Annotated in this window: 16 protein-coding genes; 6 read left to right on the forward strand and 10 right to left on the reverse strand. The window is 70.4% G+C overall.

Annotated features, from left to right (window positions below):
• Window positions 1-53: 53 nt before the first annotated feature.
• Together ACVFI9_RS13915 and ACVFI9_RS13920 are read right to left on the reverse strand one after the other, a co-directional pair.
• Window positions 54-1,655, reverse strand: coding sequence for a transposase (locus ACVFI9_RS13915; RefSeq protein WP_474762808.1), 1,602 nt, complete (start codon window positions 1,653-1,655; stop codon window positions 54-56).
• A gap of 339 nt (window positions 1,656-1,994) precedes the next feature.
• A complete protein-coding gene (locus ACVFI9_RS13920; RefSeq protein WP_474762809.1) occupies window positions 1,995-2,312 on the reverse strand; it encodes a hypothetical protein in 318 nt (105 codons plus the stop codon).
• A 110-nt stretch (window positions 2,313-2,422) separates the two neighbouring features.
• On the opposite strand from ACVFI9_RS13920, the gene ACVFI9_RS13925 reads away from it, so the two are divergent.
• Together ACVFI9_RS13925 and greA are read left to right on the forward strand one after the other, a co-directional pair.
• Window positions 2,423-2,833 (forward strand): DUF4307 domain-containing protein, encoded by a 411-nt coding sequence (locus ACVFI9_RS13925; RefSeq protein WP_474762810.1) that lies wholly within the window; start codon window positions 2,423-2,425, stop codon window positions 2,831-2,833.
• Window positions 2,834-2,915: 82 nt separating this feature from the next.
• A complete protein-coding gene (gene greA / locus ACVFI9_RS13930) occupies window positions 2,916-3,407 on the forward strand; it encodes a transcription elongation factor GreA (RefSeq protein WP_474762811.1) in 492 nt (163 codons plus the stop codon).
• 70 nt (window positions 3,408-3,477) lie between these two features.
• On the opposite strand, the gene ilvA is transcribed toward greA, so the two are convergent.
• Complete coding sequence (gene ilvA / locus ACVFI9_RS13935) at window positions 3,478-4,716, reverse strand: threonine ammonia-lyase (protein ID WP_474762812.1); 1,239 nt, start codon at window positions 4,714-4,716, stop codon at window positions 3,478-3,480.
• A gap of 4 nt (window positions 4,717-4,720) precedes the next feature.
• Window positions 4,721-5,953 (reverse strand): AI-2E family transporter, encoded by a 1,233-nt coding sequence (locus ACVFI9_RS13940; RefSeq protein WP_474762813.1) that lies wholly within the window; start codon window positions 5,951-5,953, stop codon window positions 4,721-4,723.
• A gap of 78 nt (window positions 5,954-6,031) precedes the next feature.
• Between ACVFI9_RS13940 and ACVFI9_RS13945 the strand changes: the two genes are divergently transcribed.
• The gene (locus ACVFI9_RS13945) at window positions 6,032-7,240 is read left to right on the forward strand and encodes a winged helix-turn-helix domain-containing protein (protein ID WP_474762814.1); all 1,209 of its coding nucleotides are present in this window, start codon (window positions 6,032-6,034) and stop codon (window positions 7,238-7,240) included.
• 24 nt (window positions 7,241-7,264) lie between these two features.
• Here the strand turns inward: ACVFI9_RS13945 and ACVFI9_RS13950 are convergent, their stop codons facing one another.
• The 6 genes from ACVFI9_RS13950 to ACVFI9_RS13975 all read right to left on the reverse strand — a co-directional run bounded on the left by ACVFI9_RS13950 (window position 7,265) and on the right by ACVFI9_RS13975 (window position 13,273).
• Window positions 7,265-8,140 carry a M48 family metalloprotease gene (locus ACVFI9_RS13950; RefSeq protein ID WP_474762815.1) on the reverse strand — a complete coding sequence of 292 codons (876 nt, stop codon included), beginning with the start codon at window positions 8,138-8,140 and terminating at the stop codon, window positions 7,265-7,267.
• A gap of 9 nt (window positions 8,141-8,149) precedes the next feature.
• A complete protein-coding gene (locus ACVFI9_RS13955; protein WP_474762816.1) occupies window positions 8,150-8,716 on the reverse strand; it encodes a LemA family protein in 567 nt (188 codons plus the stop codon).
• A gap of 123 nt (window positions 8,717-8,839) precedes the next feature.
• Entirely contained in the window at window positions 8,840-10,165 is a 1,326-nt protein-coding gene (locus tag ACVFI9_RS13960; RefSeq protein ID WP_474762817.1) for a D-arabinono-1,4-lactone oxidase, read from the reverse strand.
• Entirely contained in the window at window positions 10,162-11,409 is a 1,248-nt protein-coding gene (locus ACVFI9_RS13965; protein WP_474762818.1) for an alanine racemase, read from the reverse strand. Before ACVFI9_RS13965 ends, ACVFI9_RS13960 begins: the two co-directional genes overlap by 4 nt.
• Window positions 11,406-12,680 (reverse strand): MFS transporter, encoded by a 1,275-nt coding sequence (locus ACVFI9_RS13970; RefSeq protein ID WP_474762819.1) that lies wholly within the window; start codon window positions 12,678-12,680, stop codon window positions 11,406-11,408. Before ACVFI9_RS13970 ends, ACVFI9_RS13965 begins: the two co-directional genes overlap by 4 nt.
• Window positions 12,677-13,273 (reverse strand): TetR/AcrR family transcriptional regulator, encoded by a 597-nt coding sequence (locus ACVFI9_RS13975; protein ID WP_474762820.1) that lies wholly within the window; start codon window positions 13,271-13,273, stop codon window positions 12,677-12,679. Before ACVFI9_RS13975 ends, ACVFI9_RS13970 begins: the two co-directional genes overlap by 4 nt.
• A 107-nt stretch (window positions 13,274-13,380) precedes the next feature.
• Between ACVFI9_RS13975 and ACVFI9_RS13980 the strand changes: the two genes are divergently transcribed.
• The 3 genes from ACVFI9_RS13980 (at window position 13,381) to ACVFI9_RS13990 (ending at window position 15,253) form a co-directional block, all read left to right on the forward strand.
• Window positions 13,381-14,310 (forward strand): Ppx/GppA phosphatase family protein, encoded by a 930-nt coding sequence (locus ACVFI9_RS13980; RefSeq protein ID WP_474762821.1) that lies wholly within the window; start codon window positions 13,381-13,383, stop codon window positions 14,308-14,310.
• Window positions 14,311-14,373: 63 nt separating this feature from the next.
• Window positions 14,374-14,880, forward strand: a complete 507-nt coding sequence (locus ACVFI9_RS13985; protein WP_474762822.1) for a hypothetical protein — start codon at window positions 14,374-14,376, stop codon at window positions 14,878-14,880.
• Window positions 14,873-15,253 carry a nuclear transport factor 2 family protein gene (locus tag ACVFI9_RS13990; protein ID WP_474762823.1) on the forward strand — a complete coding sequence of 127 codons (381 nt, stop codon included), beginning with the start codon at window positions 14,873-14,875 and terminating at the stop codon, window positions 15,251-15,253. Before ACVFI9_RS13985 ends, ACVFI9_RS13990 begins: the two co-directional genes overlap by 8 nt.
• Window positions 15,254-15,640: the final 387 nt, after the last annotated feature.

Below are 15,640 nucleotides of genomic sequence, written 5' to 3' on the forward strand. Positions count from 1 at the left end.
GGGGCTGTGTTCGGGTGTTGTGGCGGGCGCCGGGGCGTGGTGTCTGCCTCGGCTCAGGCGAGTCGTGCGGTCCGTAGCTTGAGGAGGTTGTGGGCTGTGCAGATGAGGCGCCATTCGCTTTGCACGGCGGGCATGCTTCGGAGGTTGAATCGGCGGTAGCCGAGGTTGTTCTTGATGTTCCCGAAGACCGGTTCGATGGTGTGTTGTCGTTTGGCGTAGATGTCTCGTCCGTCAGGCTGGGCGAGTTTGTCGTCCATCCGTTGCCGCGCGATGACGGGATCGACGTGCTCGCCTCGGACGTGGTCGAGCATCACCTTGACCCGGGTCGCGGAAACCATGAGTTGGTCCGCGGCGGCACGTCTGGAGATCTCGCCTCGGTCGACTCGTTCGATCACGGGGATCCATTCCGCGGGCTCGGGTTCGCTGGTGCGGGTGGTGATCAGTTCGCCCTCAGTCCCGAAGTACCGTTTCGTCATGTCCCGTACCCAGGTGTAGGAGACGCCGAGGATCTCGCCTGCTTTCCGCAGGGACAGCTCGCCGCGATTGACTCGGGCGAGCACCGCGAGCTTGTCGTCGTCGGGTTTGGGGGCTTTGCGCCACGCGGTCTTCCGGGTCAGGATCAACACGTCCGCCCCAACGTCGACCGTGCCGTTCGCGGCAGTCCAGTAGCCGGCGTCCGCGACGAACACGCCCACCCCGTCGACGCTTCCAGCGTCGGCCAGGTTCCCGCTGACCGCGGCAGCCATCGGCACGAAATGGGGTTGATCGTTCGTGGTGGCCGTAACCTCGGCGGCAACCACGATCTGCCCGGTCGTCGCGGCCGCCTGCGCGTTGTATCCCTGTAGTGCGCCCTGGGAACCTGTTGCGATGATCCTCGAGTTCGGGTCGGTCGTGTTCGCCCGCCGGGCCCGGGCCCGCCGCGCCGTGTCGGGCTTGGGTTTCGGACCGGTCAGCTGCTTCCCTGACGCCTGCTGCTTCCGTTCCCGCTCCGCCATGCGGGATTCGTAATCGTGCGCCTTCTGCCCTTCGAGCTCGTCCAGCGCGGCACGGATCCGGTCGCGCCGGTCCCGGCCCCCAGCCCATTTGCGGGGCAGCTCATCACCACGTCGGTCGCCGAGCTGCTCGTCCTCGGCCGCATCAACCGCATCGGCCTCGGCGAGGATCTCAGCGGCCAGTTCCTCCTGCCGCCGGTTGGCAAAGAACGACGCGTCCGCCGCGATCTTCGTCCCATCGATCGCCACGATCCCCGCATCGACCAGACCCGCTTTCACGCACAACCCGAGGACCTGCCCGAACAAGGCGGCGATCGCGTCCTGATGGCGACGGCGGAACCGGGCCAACGTCGCGTGATCCGGGGTCTGGTTGGCTGCCAGGACACGGTACGCGACATCCTCGACGAGTCGGCGCTCGATGCGTCGCGAGGAGCGCTCCCCGGTGCAGTAGGCGTACACCAGCACGGCGAGCATCAACGCCGGATCGTACACCGCGCCGCCACGACCGTCCGCGCGGTACGACCCGTAGAACGCGATCAGATCCAGCTCATCGACCACGTCGATCACGAAGAACGCCAGATGATCCTCTGGCAGCCAGTCCCGCACCGACGGCGGCAACAGAAACACCTGATCAAGATCGCCCGAGCGCACATTCACAGCCACACTTAATCATCCCTGATCAGGGCAAAACACCAGTCAGGCACACCACGCAAGTGCATATTCACGCGACAGCCTCTGCTCTGCAGCTTCTGCCACCACCTGATCCACCGCGACCGATGGGTGATCCACGCGAGCCCATCCGAGGTGTGGTTCATCCCACCACCACACATCGACCCCGCCCAAACGCCACGACTCGGCGGCCGAACACGATTCCAACTCCACGACAGCCAAGCGGCATGATGCGGCGCCCACTCCTCCCCGAGCACGATTCACAGTTGCCCGGGCGTCGGACGGCTGACACCACCGCGCGCTGGGGCGCCGGAGCACCGGGTGCCGCGACCGTCAGCGGCGGGGAGGCGCCTCGTCGTCGTCGGATGCCACGGGCCGCTCGGCCTGTGGGGTCGGTGTCGTGGCATCCGGAGCCGCTGCACCGTCGCTCGCGGCGAGCTCGGCTTCGAGCCGCTCGGTCTCGAGCTGCTCGCGCACCTGCGCGCGATAGTTGACCCGTCGGATGCGCCGCACCATGTCGAGGATGAGCAGCACCACGACCACCATGATGACGAAGGTCGCGACGAACCCGATGACGCCCGGCGTCACGAGATCGGGGTCGAACTCCTCTTCCTCGGCCCGCAGCAGGAACGGCACCGTCGCAGCGATCACGAGCGTGCTCGGGAGCTGGAACTGGCGGGCAGGGCGAGCATCTGTTTCCCTTCGCGGGGCGGGTTAGGCTGGATCCCAAGCCTAGACGATCGAGGTGGGAGGCAACCGTGGTGACCGGGCAGCAGGCCGAGGCGCTGGACGCCCGCTACGGGCGAACCAGGCCGAACCGCACCCGCGATCGGCTCCTCCTCATCGCGGGCGCGGTCGCCGTCGCGATCGTGCTGGTCGTGTGGGTCGTGTGGGCCGGACTCGACGGCTCCAAGCCCTCGGTCGAGGCCACCGACACCGGCCACGTGCTCATGAACGACGAGCGGGCGGTCGAGGTCAGCTGGACCCTCTCGGTGCCGCCCGGCAACGAGACCGCGTGCATCGTGCAGGCGCTCGACGACGACTTCACCGTCGTCGGCTGGAAGGTCGTGGAGATCCCCGCCTCCGACCGCCACCTCCGGGAGTTCACCGAGACCGTGCGCGTCGCCCAGGAGGCCAACACCGGTTTGATCTCGCAGTGCTGGCTCAGCTAACATAGGAGATTCGCTCCGACAGTCGTCGGGGCGACACGTCTATTCCGACACGTCTCACGACACGTCACAACAGGAGTGCACCATGGCGCAGGACGCCACCGTCACCTGGCTCACGCAGGAGGCCTTCGACCGGCTCGCCGCCGAGCTCGAGGAGCTCTCCACGCACGGCCGCGAGGAGATCGCCAAGCGCATCGAGGCAGCCCGCGAAGAGGGCGACCTGAAGGAGAACGGCGGCTACCACGCCGCGAAAGACGAGCAGGGCAAGCAGGAGGCCCGCATCCGCCAGCTCACCGAGCTGCTGCGGCATGCGGAGGTCGGCGAGGCCCCGCAGTCGTCCGGCGTCGTCGAACCCGGCACGGTCATCACGGCGGTCATCGCCGGCGACGAGGAGCGGTTCCTCATCGGCAGCCGCGAGATCGCCGGCGACTCCGAGCTCGACGTCTTCAGCGAGCAGTCGCCGCTCGGCGCCGCGATCCTCGGACTGAAGGTCGGCGACTCCACGAGCTACACCGCGCCCAACGGCCGCGAGATCGCCGTGCAGGTCACCGGAGTCGAGACCTGGGGCGGCCAGTAACGCTCAGACGCCGCATCCGTCGACGACGGCCCGCTCGCTCAGGCGAGTGGGCCGTTCGTCATTCGGCCGGTCATTCGTCGACGATCCTCGGGTCGTAGCCGGCCCGGCGCAGGACCTCGACCACGGAGGCGCGGTGGTCGGGTCCGCGGGTCTCGACCGAGAGCTGCAGCTCCACCTCCGAGATCTGCAGTCCGGAGCCGTGCCGCGTGTGCAGCACCTCGATGACGTTCGCGTTCGCCTCGGCGAGCAGTTCCGCCACCCGGGCGAGCTGGCCGGGTCGGTCGGGCAGCCCGATGCTCAGCGTGAGATAGCGATCGGATGCCGCGAGCCCGTGCGCCACGACGCGCTGCATCAGCAGCGGGTCGATGTTGCCGCCGGAGAGCACGGCCACGACGGGTCCGTCGCTCGTGACCGCACCCGTCATGATCGCGGCCACGGCCACCGCTCCGGCCGGCTCGACGACGAGCTTGGCCCGCTCGAGGAGCACGAGGAGCGCCCTGGCGATGTCGTCCTCCGAGACGGTGACGACCTCGTCGACCGTCTCCCGGATGATCGCGAAGTTCAGCTCGCCTGGGCGGTAGACGGCGATGCCGTCGGCGATGGTGGGCACGACCGGCACCTGGCGCGGCTCCCCCGCCGCGAGCGACGCGATGTACGGAGCCGCGTTCTCCGCCTGCACGCCGATGACGCGGAGGGCCCGGCCCTCGCGGGCCGCCTGCTGCTTGGCGGCACTCGCGATGCCGGCGACGAGGCCGCCCCCGCCGATCGGGACGACGATGGTCGTGGCATCCGGGGCCTGCTCGAGGATCTCGAGGCCGAGCGTGCCCTGCCCGGCGACGACGTCGGGGTGGTCGAAGGGCGGGATGACGACGGCCCCGCTCTCGGCCGCGAACGCCGCTGCCGCCTCGAGCGTCTCGCCGATCGAGCTTCCCGACAGCACGACGTCGGCACCGTACGACCGCGTGGCCTCGAGCTTCGGCAGCGCGACGCCGACCGGCATGAAGATGGTGGCGCGGATGCCCAGTTCCCGAGCCGCGAAGGCGACGCCCTGCGCGTGGTTGCCCGCCGACGCAGCGACCACGCCGCGGGCGCGCTCGGCCTCGCTGAGCGACGCGATGCGGTGATAGGCGCCACGCAGCTTGTACGAGCCCGTGCGCTGCAGGTTCTCGCACTTGAGGTACACGGGCACGCCGAGCCGGTCGCCGAGGAAGCGGGATGTCTCCATGGGCGTCACGCGGGCCACGCGTCCCACGACCTCGCGCGCGTGGTCGAACTCGGCGAGGCTCGGTCCGGGAATCGTCGTGATCACGCGTTCATTCTCCTCGTTGGTAGCCGGGTCGCTGGGGCACGGTGCGCCAGAGCGGCGAATGCGCCTCGTCGGCCTCCGCGAGGGGCCCGGGGGCGAGCTTCCACGATCCGCCGGCGATGTAGTTGACCATGACGTTGGCGACCGCGGCGACCGGCACGGCGAAGAGGGCACCCGGGATGCCGGCGAGCAGGGAGCCGGTCGCGACCGCGATGACGACGCCCAGCGGATGGACCTTCACCGCGGTGCCCATGATGAGCGGCTGCAGGATGTGCCCCTCGACCTGCTGCACGAGCAGCACGATGCCGAGCATGATGAGCGCGATGACCCAGCCGTTGTAGACGAGCGCCACGAACACCGCGAGCGCGCCCGTGACGACGGCGCCGACGATCGGGATGAACGAACCCAGGAACACGAGGATGCCGATCGGGATCGCGAGCGGAACGCCGAGCAGGAACGCGCCCAGGCCGATGCCGACGGCGTCGATGGCGGCCACGAGCACCTGCACCTTGACGAAGTTCTGCAGGGTGGCCCAACCCGCCTTTCCGGCTCCGTCGACCGCCGCTCGAGCCCGGCGCGGGAACACGCCCACGATCCAGTTCCAGATGCCGCGGCCGTCGATCAGCACGAAGATGGTCGCGAAGATCGCGAGGAGCATGCCGGCCACGAAGTGCCCGAGCGTCGCCCCGGCCGACAGTGCGCCGCTCAGAAGGATGCTGCTGTCCTGCTGTGCCGAGGCGAAGACCTGGTCGACGAGGTCGTTGAGCTGTGCCTCGGTGACGTGCAACGGGCTCGCGAGCAGCAGCGCCTTGAACTGGTCCCACGCGACGAGCGACTGGGCGGCGAGATCGCCGAAGCCGCGGGCGATCTGCATGATGCCGAGGGTGAGGAGTCCCCCGACCACCGCGAACGCCGAGACCAGCGCCACGGTGATGGCGAGCCACCTCGGCCAGCCGTGTCGCTGCAGGAAGAGCGAGAACGGCACGAGCAGGGCACCCAAGAGCACGGCGACGAGGACCGGGACGATGATGAACCGGAGCTGGAAGATGAGGAAGATGACGACGGCGAGCACGCCGCCGACGAGCAGGAGCCGCCACGACCAGGCCGCGGCGAGGCGCATGCCGTAGGGCACTGAATCGGAGGCGTCGCGACGCGGTGCCGCAGTGGCGGGTGTGGCGGGCGCGACGGGGCGTCGGCGTCGTGGGAACCTGCGCCGAGCCCGACCGTTCGACCCAGTCATCGCTCCAGTCTAGGCGCGCCGCATGCGGGAAACGGCATGCACGGGTCGCTGTCGGAGGTGCGCGTTAGCCTCGGGACCATGGTCGATTCCGTCAGCCCGGCCCTCGCGCGCCGCATCTCGCTCGCCGCGCAGGGCTTCGGCCGGCCTGCCCCCGATTCGCCGGGCCTGCGGCAGGTCCGCGGCGTCGTCGAACGCCTCGGGCTGCTCCAGATCGACTCCGTGAACGTCTTCGAGCGCAGTCACTACCTGCCGGCGTTCAGCCGGGTCGGCGGCTACGACCGCACGCTGCTCGACCGCCTGGCGCACGGCCGGCGCGGTCGCCTGCTCGAGTACTGGGCGCACGAGGCGGCGTTCATCCCCCGCGAGCTGTGGCCGCTCTTCGAGTTCCGCCGCGAGGAGTACCGGAAGCAGGGCAGCGACTGGGGCGGCTGGCTCGTCGAGAACCGTCCGCTCGCCGACTGGCTGCGCCGTGAACTCGAGGCCAACGGTCCCATGCCGGCGAGCGCCATCGAGCACGATGCCAACGAGCGCCGCGGCCCGTGGTGGGGCTGGTCAGACGTGAAACGCACACTCGAGTGGATGTTCCGGGTCGGCGAGGTGGTGTGCATCGAGCGGCAGCGGTTCGAGCGGGTCTATTCGCTCCCTGAGCAGGCGCTGCCGGCCGAGCTCCTCGGCGCGCCGCCCACCGAGGCCGACGCGGTGCGCGTCCTCGTCGGGCATGCGGCATCCGCGCTCGGCATCGCGACCGAGGCCGACCTCGCCGACTACTGGCGCTTGAAGCGCACGCAGGTGCGGCCCGCGCTGCGCGACCTCGAGGACGCCGGCGAGCTCCTGCCCGTCGAGGTGCCCGGTTGGACGACGGGCCGGCGGCCCACGCCCACGTGGGTGCACCGCGACGCCCGGCGACCTCGGCGCATCGACGCCGCCACCCTGCTCTCGCCCTTCGATCCGGTCGTGTGGTTCCGCCCGCGCACCGAGCGTCTCTTCGGCTTCCACTACCGCATCGAGATCTACACGCCAGAGGCCGAACGCCGGTTCGGCTACTACTCGCTCCCGGTGCTCATCGACGACGACCTGGTCGGGCGGGTCGACCTGAAGAGCGACCGCAAGTCACGCGTGCTCCGCGTCCAGTCGGCGTGGTCGGAGGCGGGGGCTCCTGCAGAGACCGCGGCGCGGCTGGTGCCGGTGCTCCGCGGTGCGGCCGCGTGGCAGGGCCTCGACGACATCGAGGTCGCCGATCGCGGCGATCTCGCGCCGGCGTTGCGCGCCGAACTCGCCGGCTCCTGAGCGCCGGCGCGTACTCCGGGCTGCCTAGAAGGCGCCGCCCATCTGCTCGAGCCGCTTGACGCGGTCGGCGATCGGCGGGTGCGTCGCGAAGAGGCGGTCCATGACGCCGGGCCGCAGCGGATCGGCGATCCAGAGGTGCGCCATCGACGAGTTCTGGCGCCGCATCGGCCGCCCGTACGCCTCCAGCTTCTCGAGCGCGCGGGCGAGGGCGTCGGGATGCCGCGTCGTCATGGCGCCCGTGGCATCCGCGAGGTACTCCCGCTGGCGCGACACCGCGAGCTGCACGAGGCTCGCGACGAGCGGGGCGATGAGCATGGCGACCAGGCCGACGACGAGCATCACGGGGTTCTGGTTGTTGTTGCGGCCGCCGAAGAAGGTCATGCGCAGGAACATGTCGGAGATGAAGCCGATGGCCACCACGAGCCCGAACACGATCATCGACAGCCGGATGTCGTAGTTGCGCACGTGCCCGAGCTCGTGCGCCATGACGCCCTCGAGCTCGGCGTCGTCCATGATCTCGAGCAGCCCGGTCGTGGCTGCGACGACGGCGTGCTCGGGGTCGCGACCCGTGGCGAACGCGTTCGGGGCCGGGTCGGAGATGATGTACACCTTCGGCATGGGCGAGCCGGTGGTGATCGACAGGTTCTCGACGGTGCGCCAGAGCCGCGGGTGGTCGGCCTTCGAGCGCAGCTGGATGGCACCCGACATGGCGATGGCCTGCTTGTCGGCGGTGAAGTACTGGATCAGCGCGTAGGCCGACGCGATGACCACCGTCACGATGACGATGGTGATGTCTTGGTAGACCCAGGCCGCGAGCCAGCCCAGCCCGCCGATGATGGCGAGGAAGAACAGGATGATGAAGACGGTGTTGCGCTTGTTCCTGGCGATCGCTCGGTACAACGCCGGCCCTTAGAACTGCACGCGAGGCGGTTCTGCGATGGCCGCAGGCTCCGTCACCTCGAAGAACTCGCGCTCGTGGAAGCCGAGGCTGCGCACGAAGAGCGTGTTCGGGAAGACCTTGATCTTCGTGTTGAGCTCACGGACGCCGCCGTTGTAGAACCGGCGCGACGCCTGGATCTTGTCTTCGGTGTCGACGAGCTCGGCCTGCAGCTGCAGGAAGTTCTGGCTGGCCTGCAGCTGGGGATAGGCCTCGGCGACTGCGAAGATCGACTTCAGGGCCTGCTGCATGTGGTTCTCAGCCACACCCGCCTCGGCCGGGCCGTGCGCCTGCAGCGTCTCGGCGCGCGCACGCGTGACGTTCTCGAAGACCGCCTTCTCGTGAGCGGCGTACCCCTTGACCGCCTCGATGAGGTTGGGGATGAGGTCGGCACGACGCTTGAGCTGCACCGTGATGTCGCTCCAGGCCTCGTCGACGCGGACGTTGAGCGTCACCAGCGAGTTGTAGGTCGCCCAGAGGTAGATGCCGACGATCACCACGAGCGCGACGACGATGATGACGGGGATCAGCCATTCCATGGCACGGACTCCTAGCGCTCTTCGCGATGACTTGGTGTTCCACCATCCTAGTGAGCGGCGATCCCGCGCACCGGGCTTCCCATGAGACTCGAAGGGAAGGTACGGGCCGTTCAGGGAAAGGATTCAGGCAGTGGTGGCGCTCCCGAGCACGCGGTCGAGGTAGGCGTTCGCGAAGCGGCGCTCGGGGTCGAGCTCGTCGCGCACCCGCAGGAAGTCCTCGAACCGCGGGTACAGCCCGCGCAGGCTGTCGGCGGTCCGGGTGTGCAGCTTCCCCCAGTGCGGACGCCCCTCGAAGCTCCGCATGATCGCCTCGACGCCCGAGAAGTACTCGCGGTGGTCCTCCCGGAAGTAGCGGTGCACCGCGAGGTATCCGGTGCGACGTCCGTACGCCGTCGACAGCCAGGTCTCGTCGGATGCCGCGGCCCGGACCTCGATCGGGAAGCTGATGCGCCATCCCTTCCGCTCGATGAGTGCGCGCACCTCTCGGAATGCCTCCGGCACCGCCTCGAGCGGCACCGCGTACTCCATCTCCCGGAACCGCACGCTGCGGTGGGTCGTGTACACCTTCGGCGAGAAGTCGGCGAAGTCGCGGCTCCCCGAGAGCCGTTCGACGAGGCGGGCGAGACTCGGGGTCGTGCCGGGCACCACCCTGCCGGTCGCGCACACGGCGCGATAGGCCCCGTTCGCGAGCAGTTCGTCGTCGACCCAGCGCGAGAGGCGTCCGAGCGGTTTCCGCGGCGCATCCCCGGGCAGCCTCGTGTTGGTCTTCGTCAGCGCGCTGCCCGTGTGCGGGAACCAGTAGAACTCGAAGTGGTCGGCCTCCTCCGTACGCGCCATCCAGCCGTCGAGCACCTCGTCGAGCGGCTCGGGCTGCTCGACGGCGTGCAGCACGTAGCGCGGCACGAGCTGCAGCGTGAGCTCGACGAGCACGCCCAGCGCGCCGAGCCCGAGGCGAACGGCCGGGAGCAGGTCGGGGCGTTCCGTCTCGCTCACGGTCAGGAGGTCACCAGTGCCCGTCACGAGCTTGGCGCCGACGATCTGGGTCGCGAGACCGCCGTACCCGAGTCCCGTGCCGTGCGTACCCGTCGACGTCGCGCCGGCGATGGTCTGGCGATCGATGTCGCCCATGTTCGCCATGGCGAGTCCATACGGCGCGAGGAGGTGCGGCAGCTGGTGCAGGCGCGTGCCTGCCGCGAGCGTGACCCGGCCCGTCGAGACATCCGCGTCGATCACACCCGAGAGGTCGGTGAGGTCGAGCTGCACGCCGGGCGCGACGGCGATGCCGGTGAAGCTGTGTCCCGCTCCCACGGGCTTGATGGGCAGGCCGGATGCCCCGGCCGCGACGACTGCCCGCTGCACCGCGCCGGCCGTGGCCGGCCGTTCGATGCGCAGCGGCCGCACCGCCTCGGTGCGTGCCCAGTTGCGCCAGGTGGCTCCGCTCGCCGTCACAGGAACGCCCTCCCCTCTCCCCGGTACGTCGGGATCGTGTCGACCACGCGACCGCCGTCGACGACGGCGAACGCGTTCAGGTGCTCCGAGAGCTCCCCCGACTTCGTGTGCCGGAACCAGACTCGGTCGCCGACGCGCAGCGTGCGGGCCGTCGGCCCGGTGACGGGCGTCTGCACCTCGCCCGCGGCCTCGCGGGGAAGCGTCGAGAGTCCCTCCGGCCAGACGATCCGGGGTAGGCGATCGGGCCCCGGCGGACCCGACGCGATCCATCCGCCGCCGAGGATCGTGGCGTGCTCCGCGCTCGGACGCCGCACGACGTCGAGCGCGAACGCCGCGGCGGGCGCCGGCCGGAACTGCGCGTAGCCGTCGAAGAGGTGCCCCCCGAACAGGCCGGACCCGGCGGCGATCTCGGTGACCGAGGCATCCGCCCCCGTCGACTCGAGCGAGCCGGTGCCGCCGCCGTTGACGAACTCGAGGTCGGCGTGCTCGCGCACCGCCGCGACCGCACGCGCCCGGCGTTCGACGAGCTCGGGGATCGACCGCGCCTGCATCCAGCGGTTCACGGCGCCGTCGAGCGGCCGGCCGGCCGGCCGGTTCGCGACACCGGCGATCTGCGCCTCGTAGGCCATCATGCCGACGAGGCGGAAGCCACGCCGGCCGGCGATGTACGCGGCGAGCGCGCCCGCCTCGGCCGGCTCGTGCACGGGCGAGCGGCGCACCCCGAGGTGTCCGAGCACGGGCACCTGCCACGACGCGTCGAGCTCGAGGCACACGCGGATCGTCTCTCGCTCGCCCGGCGGCAGCACGGCGTCGATGAGGTCGAGCTGCTGCGGCGAGTCGACCATGAGGGTGATGCGGCTCGCGAGGTCGGCATCGCGTGCCAGCCGGCCGATGCCGCGGCCCTCCGCCGTCGGGTAGCCCACCACGAGGTCGTCGACCGTGTCGGCGAGCCACAGCGCTTCGGCCAGCGTGTACGCGAGCACGCCGCGGTATCCCGGCTCGCGGAGCAGCGCCTCCACCACGCTGCGGACCCGCACCGACTTCGAGGCGATGCGGATGGGCGTTCCGGCGGCGCGCCTCGTCATGTCCAGCGCGTTGTGCCGCAGCGCCGGGAGGTGGATGACGCCGACGGGCGCGTCGAGATCGCGGGTGGCGGCGGTGAGGGCGGGCCAGTGCCGTGCGGGATCGAGCCAGCTCGGGGCATCCGTCGCCGCGTCGCCCATGCGCAGGTCGAGCCCCGTCATCGCACGCTCCGCACGCGCATGACCGCGACGGCGCCGGCGATGCCGAACGCGGCACTGAGGAGGAAGACGAGCGTGAACGACCCGTTGACGACGACGGCGACCGCACCGAGCAGCGGACCGACGGCCTGCGGCACGGCCGTGGCGATGTTCATGATGCCGAGGTCCTTGCCCCGGGCGGCGGGGTCGGGCAGGACCTGGGTCGCGAGCGCCTGGTCGACCGAGAGGAAGCACCCGTAGCCCAGGCCGAGCAGGCCGGCGGCGACCATGGCGACGGCGAGGTCGGGCACCAGGGCGAGCAGCAGCGCGGCGATGCCCTGCAGCGTCGCGGCCACGAACACGAACACCCGGCGGCGCCCGAGCCGGTCGGAGAGGCTGCCGAAGCCGAGCGACGCGACGATCACGAACACCATGTAGACGAGCGTGAGCACGATGAGGTCCGCCTCGGCGTTCTCGTCGCCGAGGCCGAACATCAGGAAGTAGAGCAGGAGGCCCGTGCCGAGGGCGTTGCCGATCGAGACGAGCACTCGGCTGAGGAGCGTCCAGCCGAAATCGGGATGCGCCCGCGGGCTGATCCAGAGGCTCGCGATGACGCCCCTCGCGGTGACGCGCGACCGCTCCCCCGGCGCGAGCGGCTCGTCGTGGCGGGTGAGGAACGGCAGCGTGAGCACGACGAGCGCGACGGCCACCAGTGCGTAGCCCGCGAGCCTGCCGGTCACGACCGTGGTGACCAGCAGCAGGCCGACGATGATGCCGACCGCCTGCGGCGCCGACATCCAGCCCGACACGACGCCGCGTTGCGCGACTGGGACCTGGTCGGAGATCGTCGCCGTGAGCGCGGCGGTCATGATGCAGAAGCCCACGGTCGCGGCCACCCAGGCGGCGCCGATCGCCCACAGCTCGGTCTGGAACCCGAGCGCCACGAGGGCGAGCGCGAACACCAGGGCGCCGACGGCGATCCACGGCCGACGTCGACCGAACCGGGACGTCGTGCGATCGGAGAGGGCGCCCGTGATGGGGTAGGCGACGATCACGAACAGCGAGGCGATGCCCGAGATCGCGCCGAACGCCATGACGCTGTCGACCCAGTGGTCGGGCCGCAGCTGCTCGTCGATCTGCGCCGGCAGCAGCAGTTGCACGGGCGTGAGCTGGGCCATCCAGATGCCGAACCACGCACTCGCGAACGCGGCCACCCAGGCGGCACCGACCCGGCGCATGGGCTCGGCGAACGCGGCGGTGGGCGGGCGCGCGGATGCCGCGTGGAGCTCGGTCATGTGCGGTCGGCCATTCTCGCGAGGGCGTCGGCGGCCGCGCGTGCGACCGCCCTGGCGGCGCTGTCGTCACGATCGACCAGCCAGGTGAGGGTGAGGCCGTCGGTGAAGGCGACGAGCACGTGCGCCACTTCGGCGACCGGTCGGCGCCACGACGTGCCGGCCGCTTCGGCGGCGATCTCGAGGGAGTGCTCGGCGAGCTCGGCGTAGCGGCGGTACTGGGCGACGGCGAGCGGATGCCGCTCGGGCGAACGCAGTGCGTACTGCGTGAGCTCGAGCATCGCCTGTTCGTGATCGGGGTCGGCCCTGAGGTGCTCCAGGTACCGCAGCAGGCCCGACTCGAGGATCTGGCGCAGGTCCTGTCCGGGAACGACGTCGGGGATGACGGCCTGCTGCTCGCGCGCGACGACGGTCGCGATGAGCTCGTCGATGAGCTCGTCTCGCGAGTCGAACGCGTAGTGGAAGCTCGCGAGCGACATGCCGGCCTCGGCGACGATCGCGCGGGTCGTGGCCTGGGCGATACCCTGCCTCGACACGACGCGAAGGGCGGCCTCGACGAGGGCGCTGCGGCGCTCGGATGCGGGGATGCGGGCCACCGGGCTCCTCTCGACGCCGTCGCCGACCGAAGTGGGACGGTCGTCCCAGTCGCACCAGTATGCAGCAAACGCGTCGTCGGTGCATCCGTCGCCAGTACGCTCGAACCATGCGCCTCGGGGTCCTCGACGTCGGTTCCAACACCGTGCACCTGCTCGTCGTCGACGCCCACCGCGGTGCCCGACCGGTTCCGATGACCTCGCAGAAGTCGGTGCTGCGCCTCATGCGGCACCTCGACGGCGACGGCGCCATCCGCGATGAAGGCGTCGACGCCATCCTCACGGCCGTGCGCGAGGGTGCCGAAGCCGCCCGACAGGCGGCCGTCGACGAGTTCCTCCCCTTCGCGACCTCCGCGATCCGGGAGGCGGCGAACGGCGAGGAGGTGCTCGCCCGCGTCGCCGACGAGACTGGCGTGGAGCTGCAGGTGCTCTCCGGCGAGGACGAGGCGCAGCTCACCTACCTCGCCGTGCGCCGCTGGTACGGCTGGTCGGCCGGGCGGATCCTGCTGTTCGACATCGGCGGCGGCTCGCTCGAGGTGACGCATGGCATCGACGAGGTTCCGGATGTCGCGTTGTCGCTGCCGCTCGGGGCCGGGCGTTCGACGATCGAGTTCCTCCCCGACGACCCGCCCTCGACCGATCAGGTCGCGAAGCTGCGCGGGCATGCGCGGGCCGTCCTCGCCGAGGCGGTCACCGCGTTCCGCGAGCTGCCGGCGCCCGAGCACGTCGTGGGCTCGTCGAAGACGATCCGCTCGCTCGCTCGGCTCGCCGGCACCGTCGAAGACGGCGTCGGGGCATCCGATCGCAGCATCCTCACCCGTCGCGGTCTCGACGACTGGACGCCGCGCCTCGCGAAGATCCCCGCCGACGCACGCCCCGCGCTGCCCGGCATCACGGCCGACCGCACGTTCCAGATCGTGGCGGGTGCGGTCGTCCTCTCGGAGGCGATGCGCGCGTTCGGGGTCGACGAGCTCGAGGTGTCGCCGTGGGCGCTGCGGGAGGGGCTCATCCTGCGGCGGCTCGACCGGTTCACCGAGTAGCCGCGCGGTCTGTTCGGTGCCGGCGCGCCGCTGCTAGCCTGTGGCCAGCGAGCGGAGACGAGGATGCTTCACTTCGAGCAGTCCGGTGCGCCGGTGACGATCGAGGCGGTGGTGCCGATCTTCGTCGCGCTGCTCACGGCGACCGGCGCGATCCTCGCGCCGCGGCTGAACGCGCGACCCGACGACCTGAAGCTCGCCCAGAGCCTCACGACGCTGACGGCCGACCTTCCGCCGTCCCCGGAGCGGGAGCTCCTCGAACAGGTGCGCGACGAGCACGCGGTCGTCTGGGCGCTCCGGGAGGTGGCTCCCGTGCTGCCGAGCCTGAGACGGCTCGAACGCCTCTCGTACTATGGCGGGATCCTCGTGCTGCTGATCGCACCGGTGGCGCTCCTGCTCACGCCGGGTTACCAGTGGTGGTTCTGGATCGCATACCTCGCCGGAGCGGCCCTCATCCTGGTCGGTGCGGTGCTCCATCGGATGCGAACCGCTCGACGCCGAGCGTGGATGCGTGAGGAGCGCGTGCGACGCGGGCTGCGTGCGGGTGAAGAGGGAGAGGACGGACATGGCTGAGCGAGTGACGCGCGAGGTGCTCGAAGGGTTCCTGGCGGCGTTCAACGATCACGACCTCGACGCGATCATGGGCTACTTCGCCGACGACTGCGTCTTCTACATGCCGAGGGGTGCGAAGCCGCGCGGCGACCGGTTCGCCGGCAAGGAGGAGGTGCGGGCGGGCCTCGCGAAGCGATTCGAGGGCATCCCCGACGTGCACTACGGCGACGATCGGCACTGGGTCTGCGCCGACGGTCTCGGCGTCTCGGAATGGACGCTCACCGGCACCTCGACGGCCGGTCAGGCGATCGAGGTCCGCGGCGTCGACCTGCTCGAGTTCGACGAGGCCGGCAAGATCACCCGCAAGGACTCGTTCTGGAAGATTCTCGGGTGAGCGTCGCCCGACGGTGCTCCCGCTGGGACGGCGCGTGCTCCCGCTGGGATTCGAACCCGAATACGAGCCCCGGAACCGCGCAGGCGAGAGGCAACTTCCGCGAGATTCCGGGGAAGTTTGCATCACGTCCTCCCTCGTGAATCACGCCTTCGAGCGACGAATGTGGGGGAAATGTGGGGAAATCCCGCCCGCGGATACGACTTGCCGTCGAGGCCGAGCACCGGAGCTTCAGGTGCTGCATTTGCAGCACCTGCGCGCCCCAGATCTCGGACCACCGTCGTGTCGTGCGCGCCGACGACCGGCGCGATGGCCCGCGACGACATGCCGACCTCGGCCAGCCGGCCGACCCATCAGCTCGCGCAGCGGGCGAGGCAGCCGCTCGCGAAC

This window comes from Agromyces sp. NSFZ (genome assembly GCF_056156205.1).

Coding starts and splice junctions, on each gene's coding strand:
- greA (WP_474762811.1), top strand. CDS start 2,916: ATGGCGCAGGACGCCACCGTCACCTGGCTCACGCAGGAGGCCTTCGAC.
- ACVFI9_RS13940 (WP_474762813.1), bottom strand. CDS start 5,953: ATGACTGGGTCGAACGGTCGGGCTCGGCGCAGGTTCCCACGACGCCGA.
- ACVFI9_RS13945 (WP_474762814.1), top strand. CDS start 6,032: ATGGTCGATTCCGTCAGCCCGGCCCTCGCGCGCCGCATCTCGCTCGCC.
- ACVFI9_RS13955 (WP_474762816.1), bottom strand. CDS start 8,716: ATGGAATGGCTGATCCCCGTCATCATCGTCGTCGCGCTCGTGGTGATC.
- ACVFI9_RS13965 (WP_474762818.1), bottom strand. CDS start 11,409: ATGACGGGGCTCGACCTGCGCATGGGCGACGCGGCGACGGATGCCCCG.
- ACVFI9_RS13970 (WP_474762819.1), bottom strand. CDS start 12,680: ATGACCGAGCTCCACGCGGCATCCGCGCGCCCGCCCACCGCCGCGTTC.
- ACVFI9_RS13980 (WP_474762821.1), top strand. CDS start 13,381: ATGCGCCTCGGGGTCCTCGACGTCGGTTCCAACACCGTGCACCTGCTC.
- ACVFI9_RS13985 (WP_474762822.1), top strand. CDS start 14,374: ATGCTTCACTTCGAGCAGTCCGGTGCGCCGGTGACGATCGAGGCGGTG.
- ACVFI9_RS13990 (WP_474762823.1), top strand. CDS start 14,873: ATGGCTGAGCGAGTGACGCGCGAGGTGCTCGAAGGGTTCCTGGCGGCG.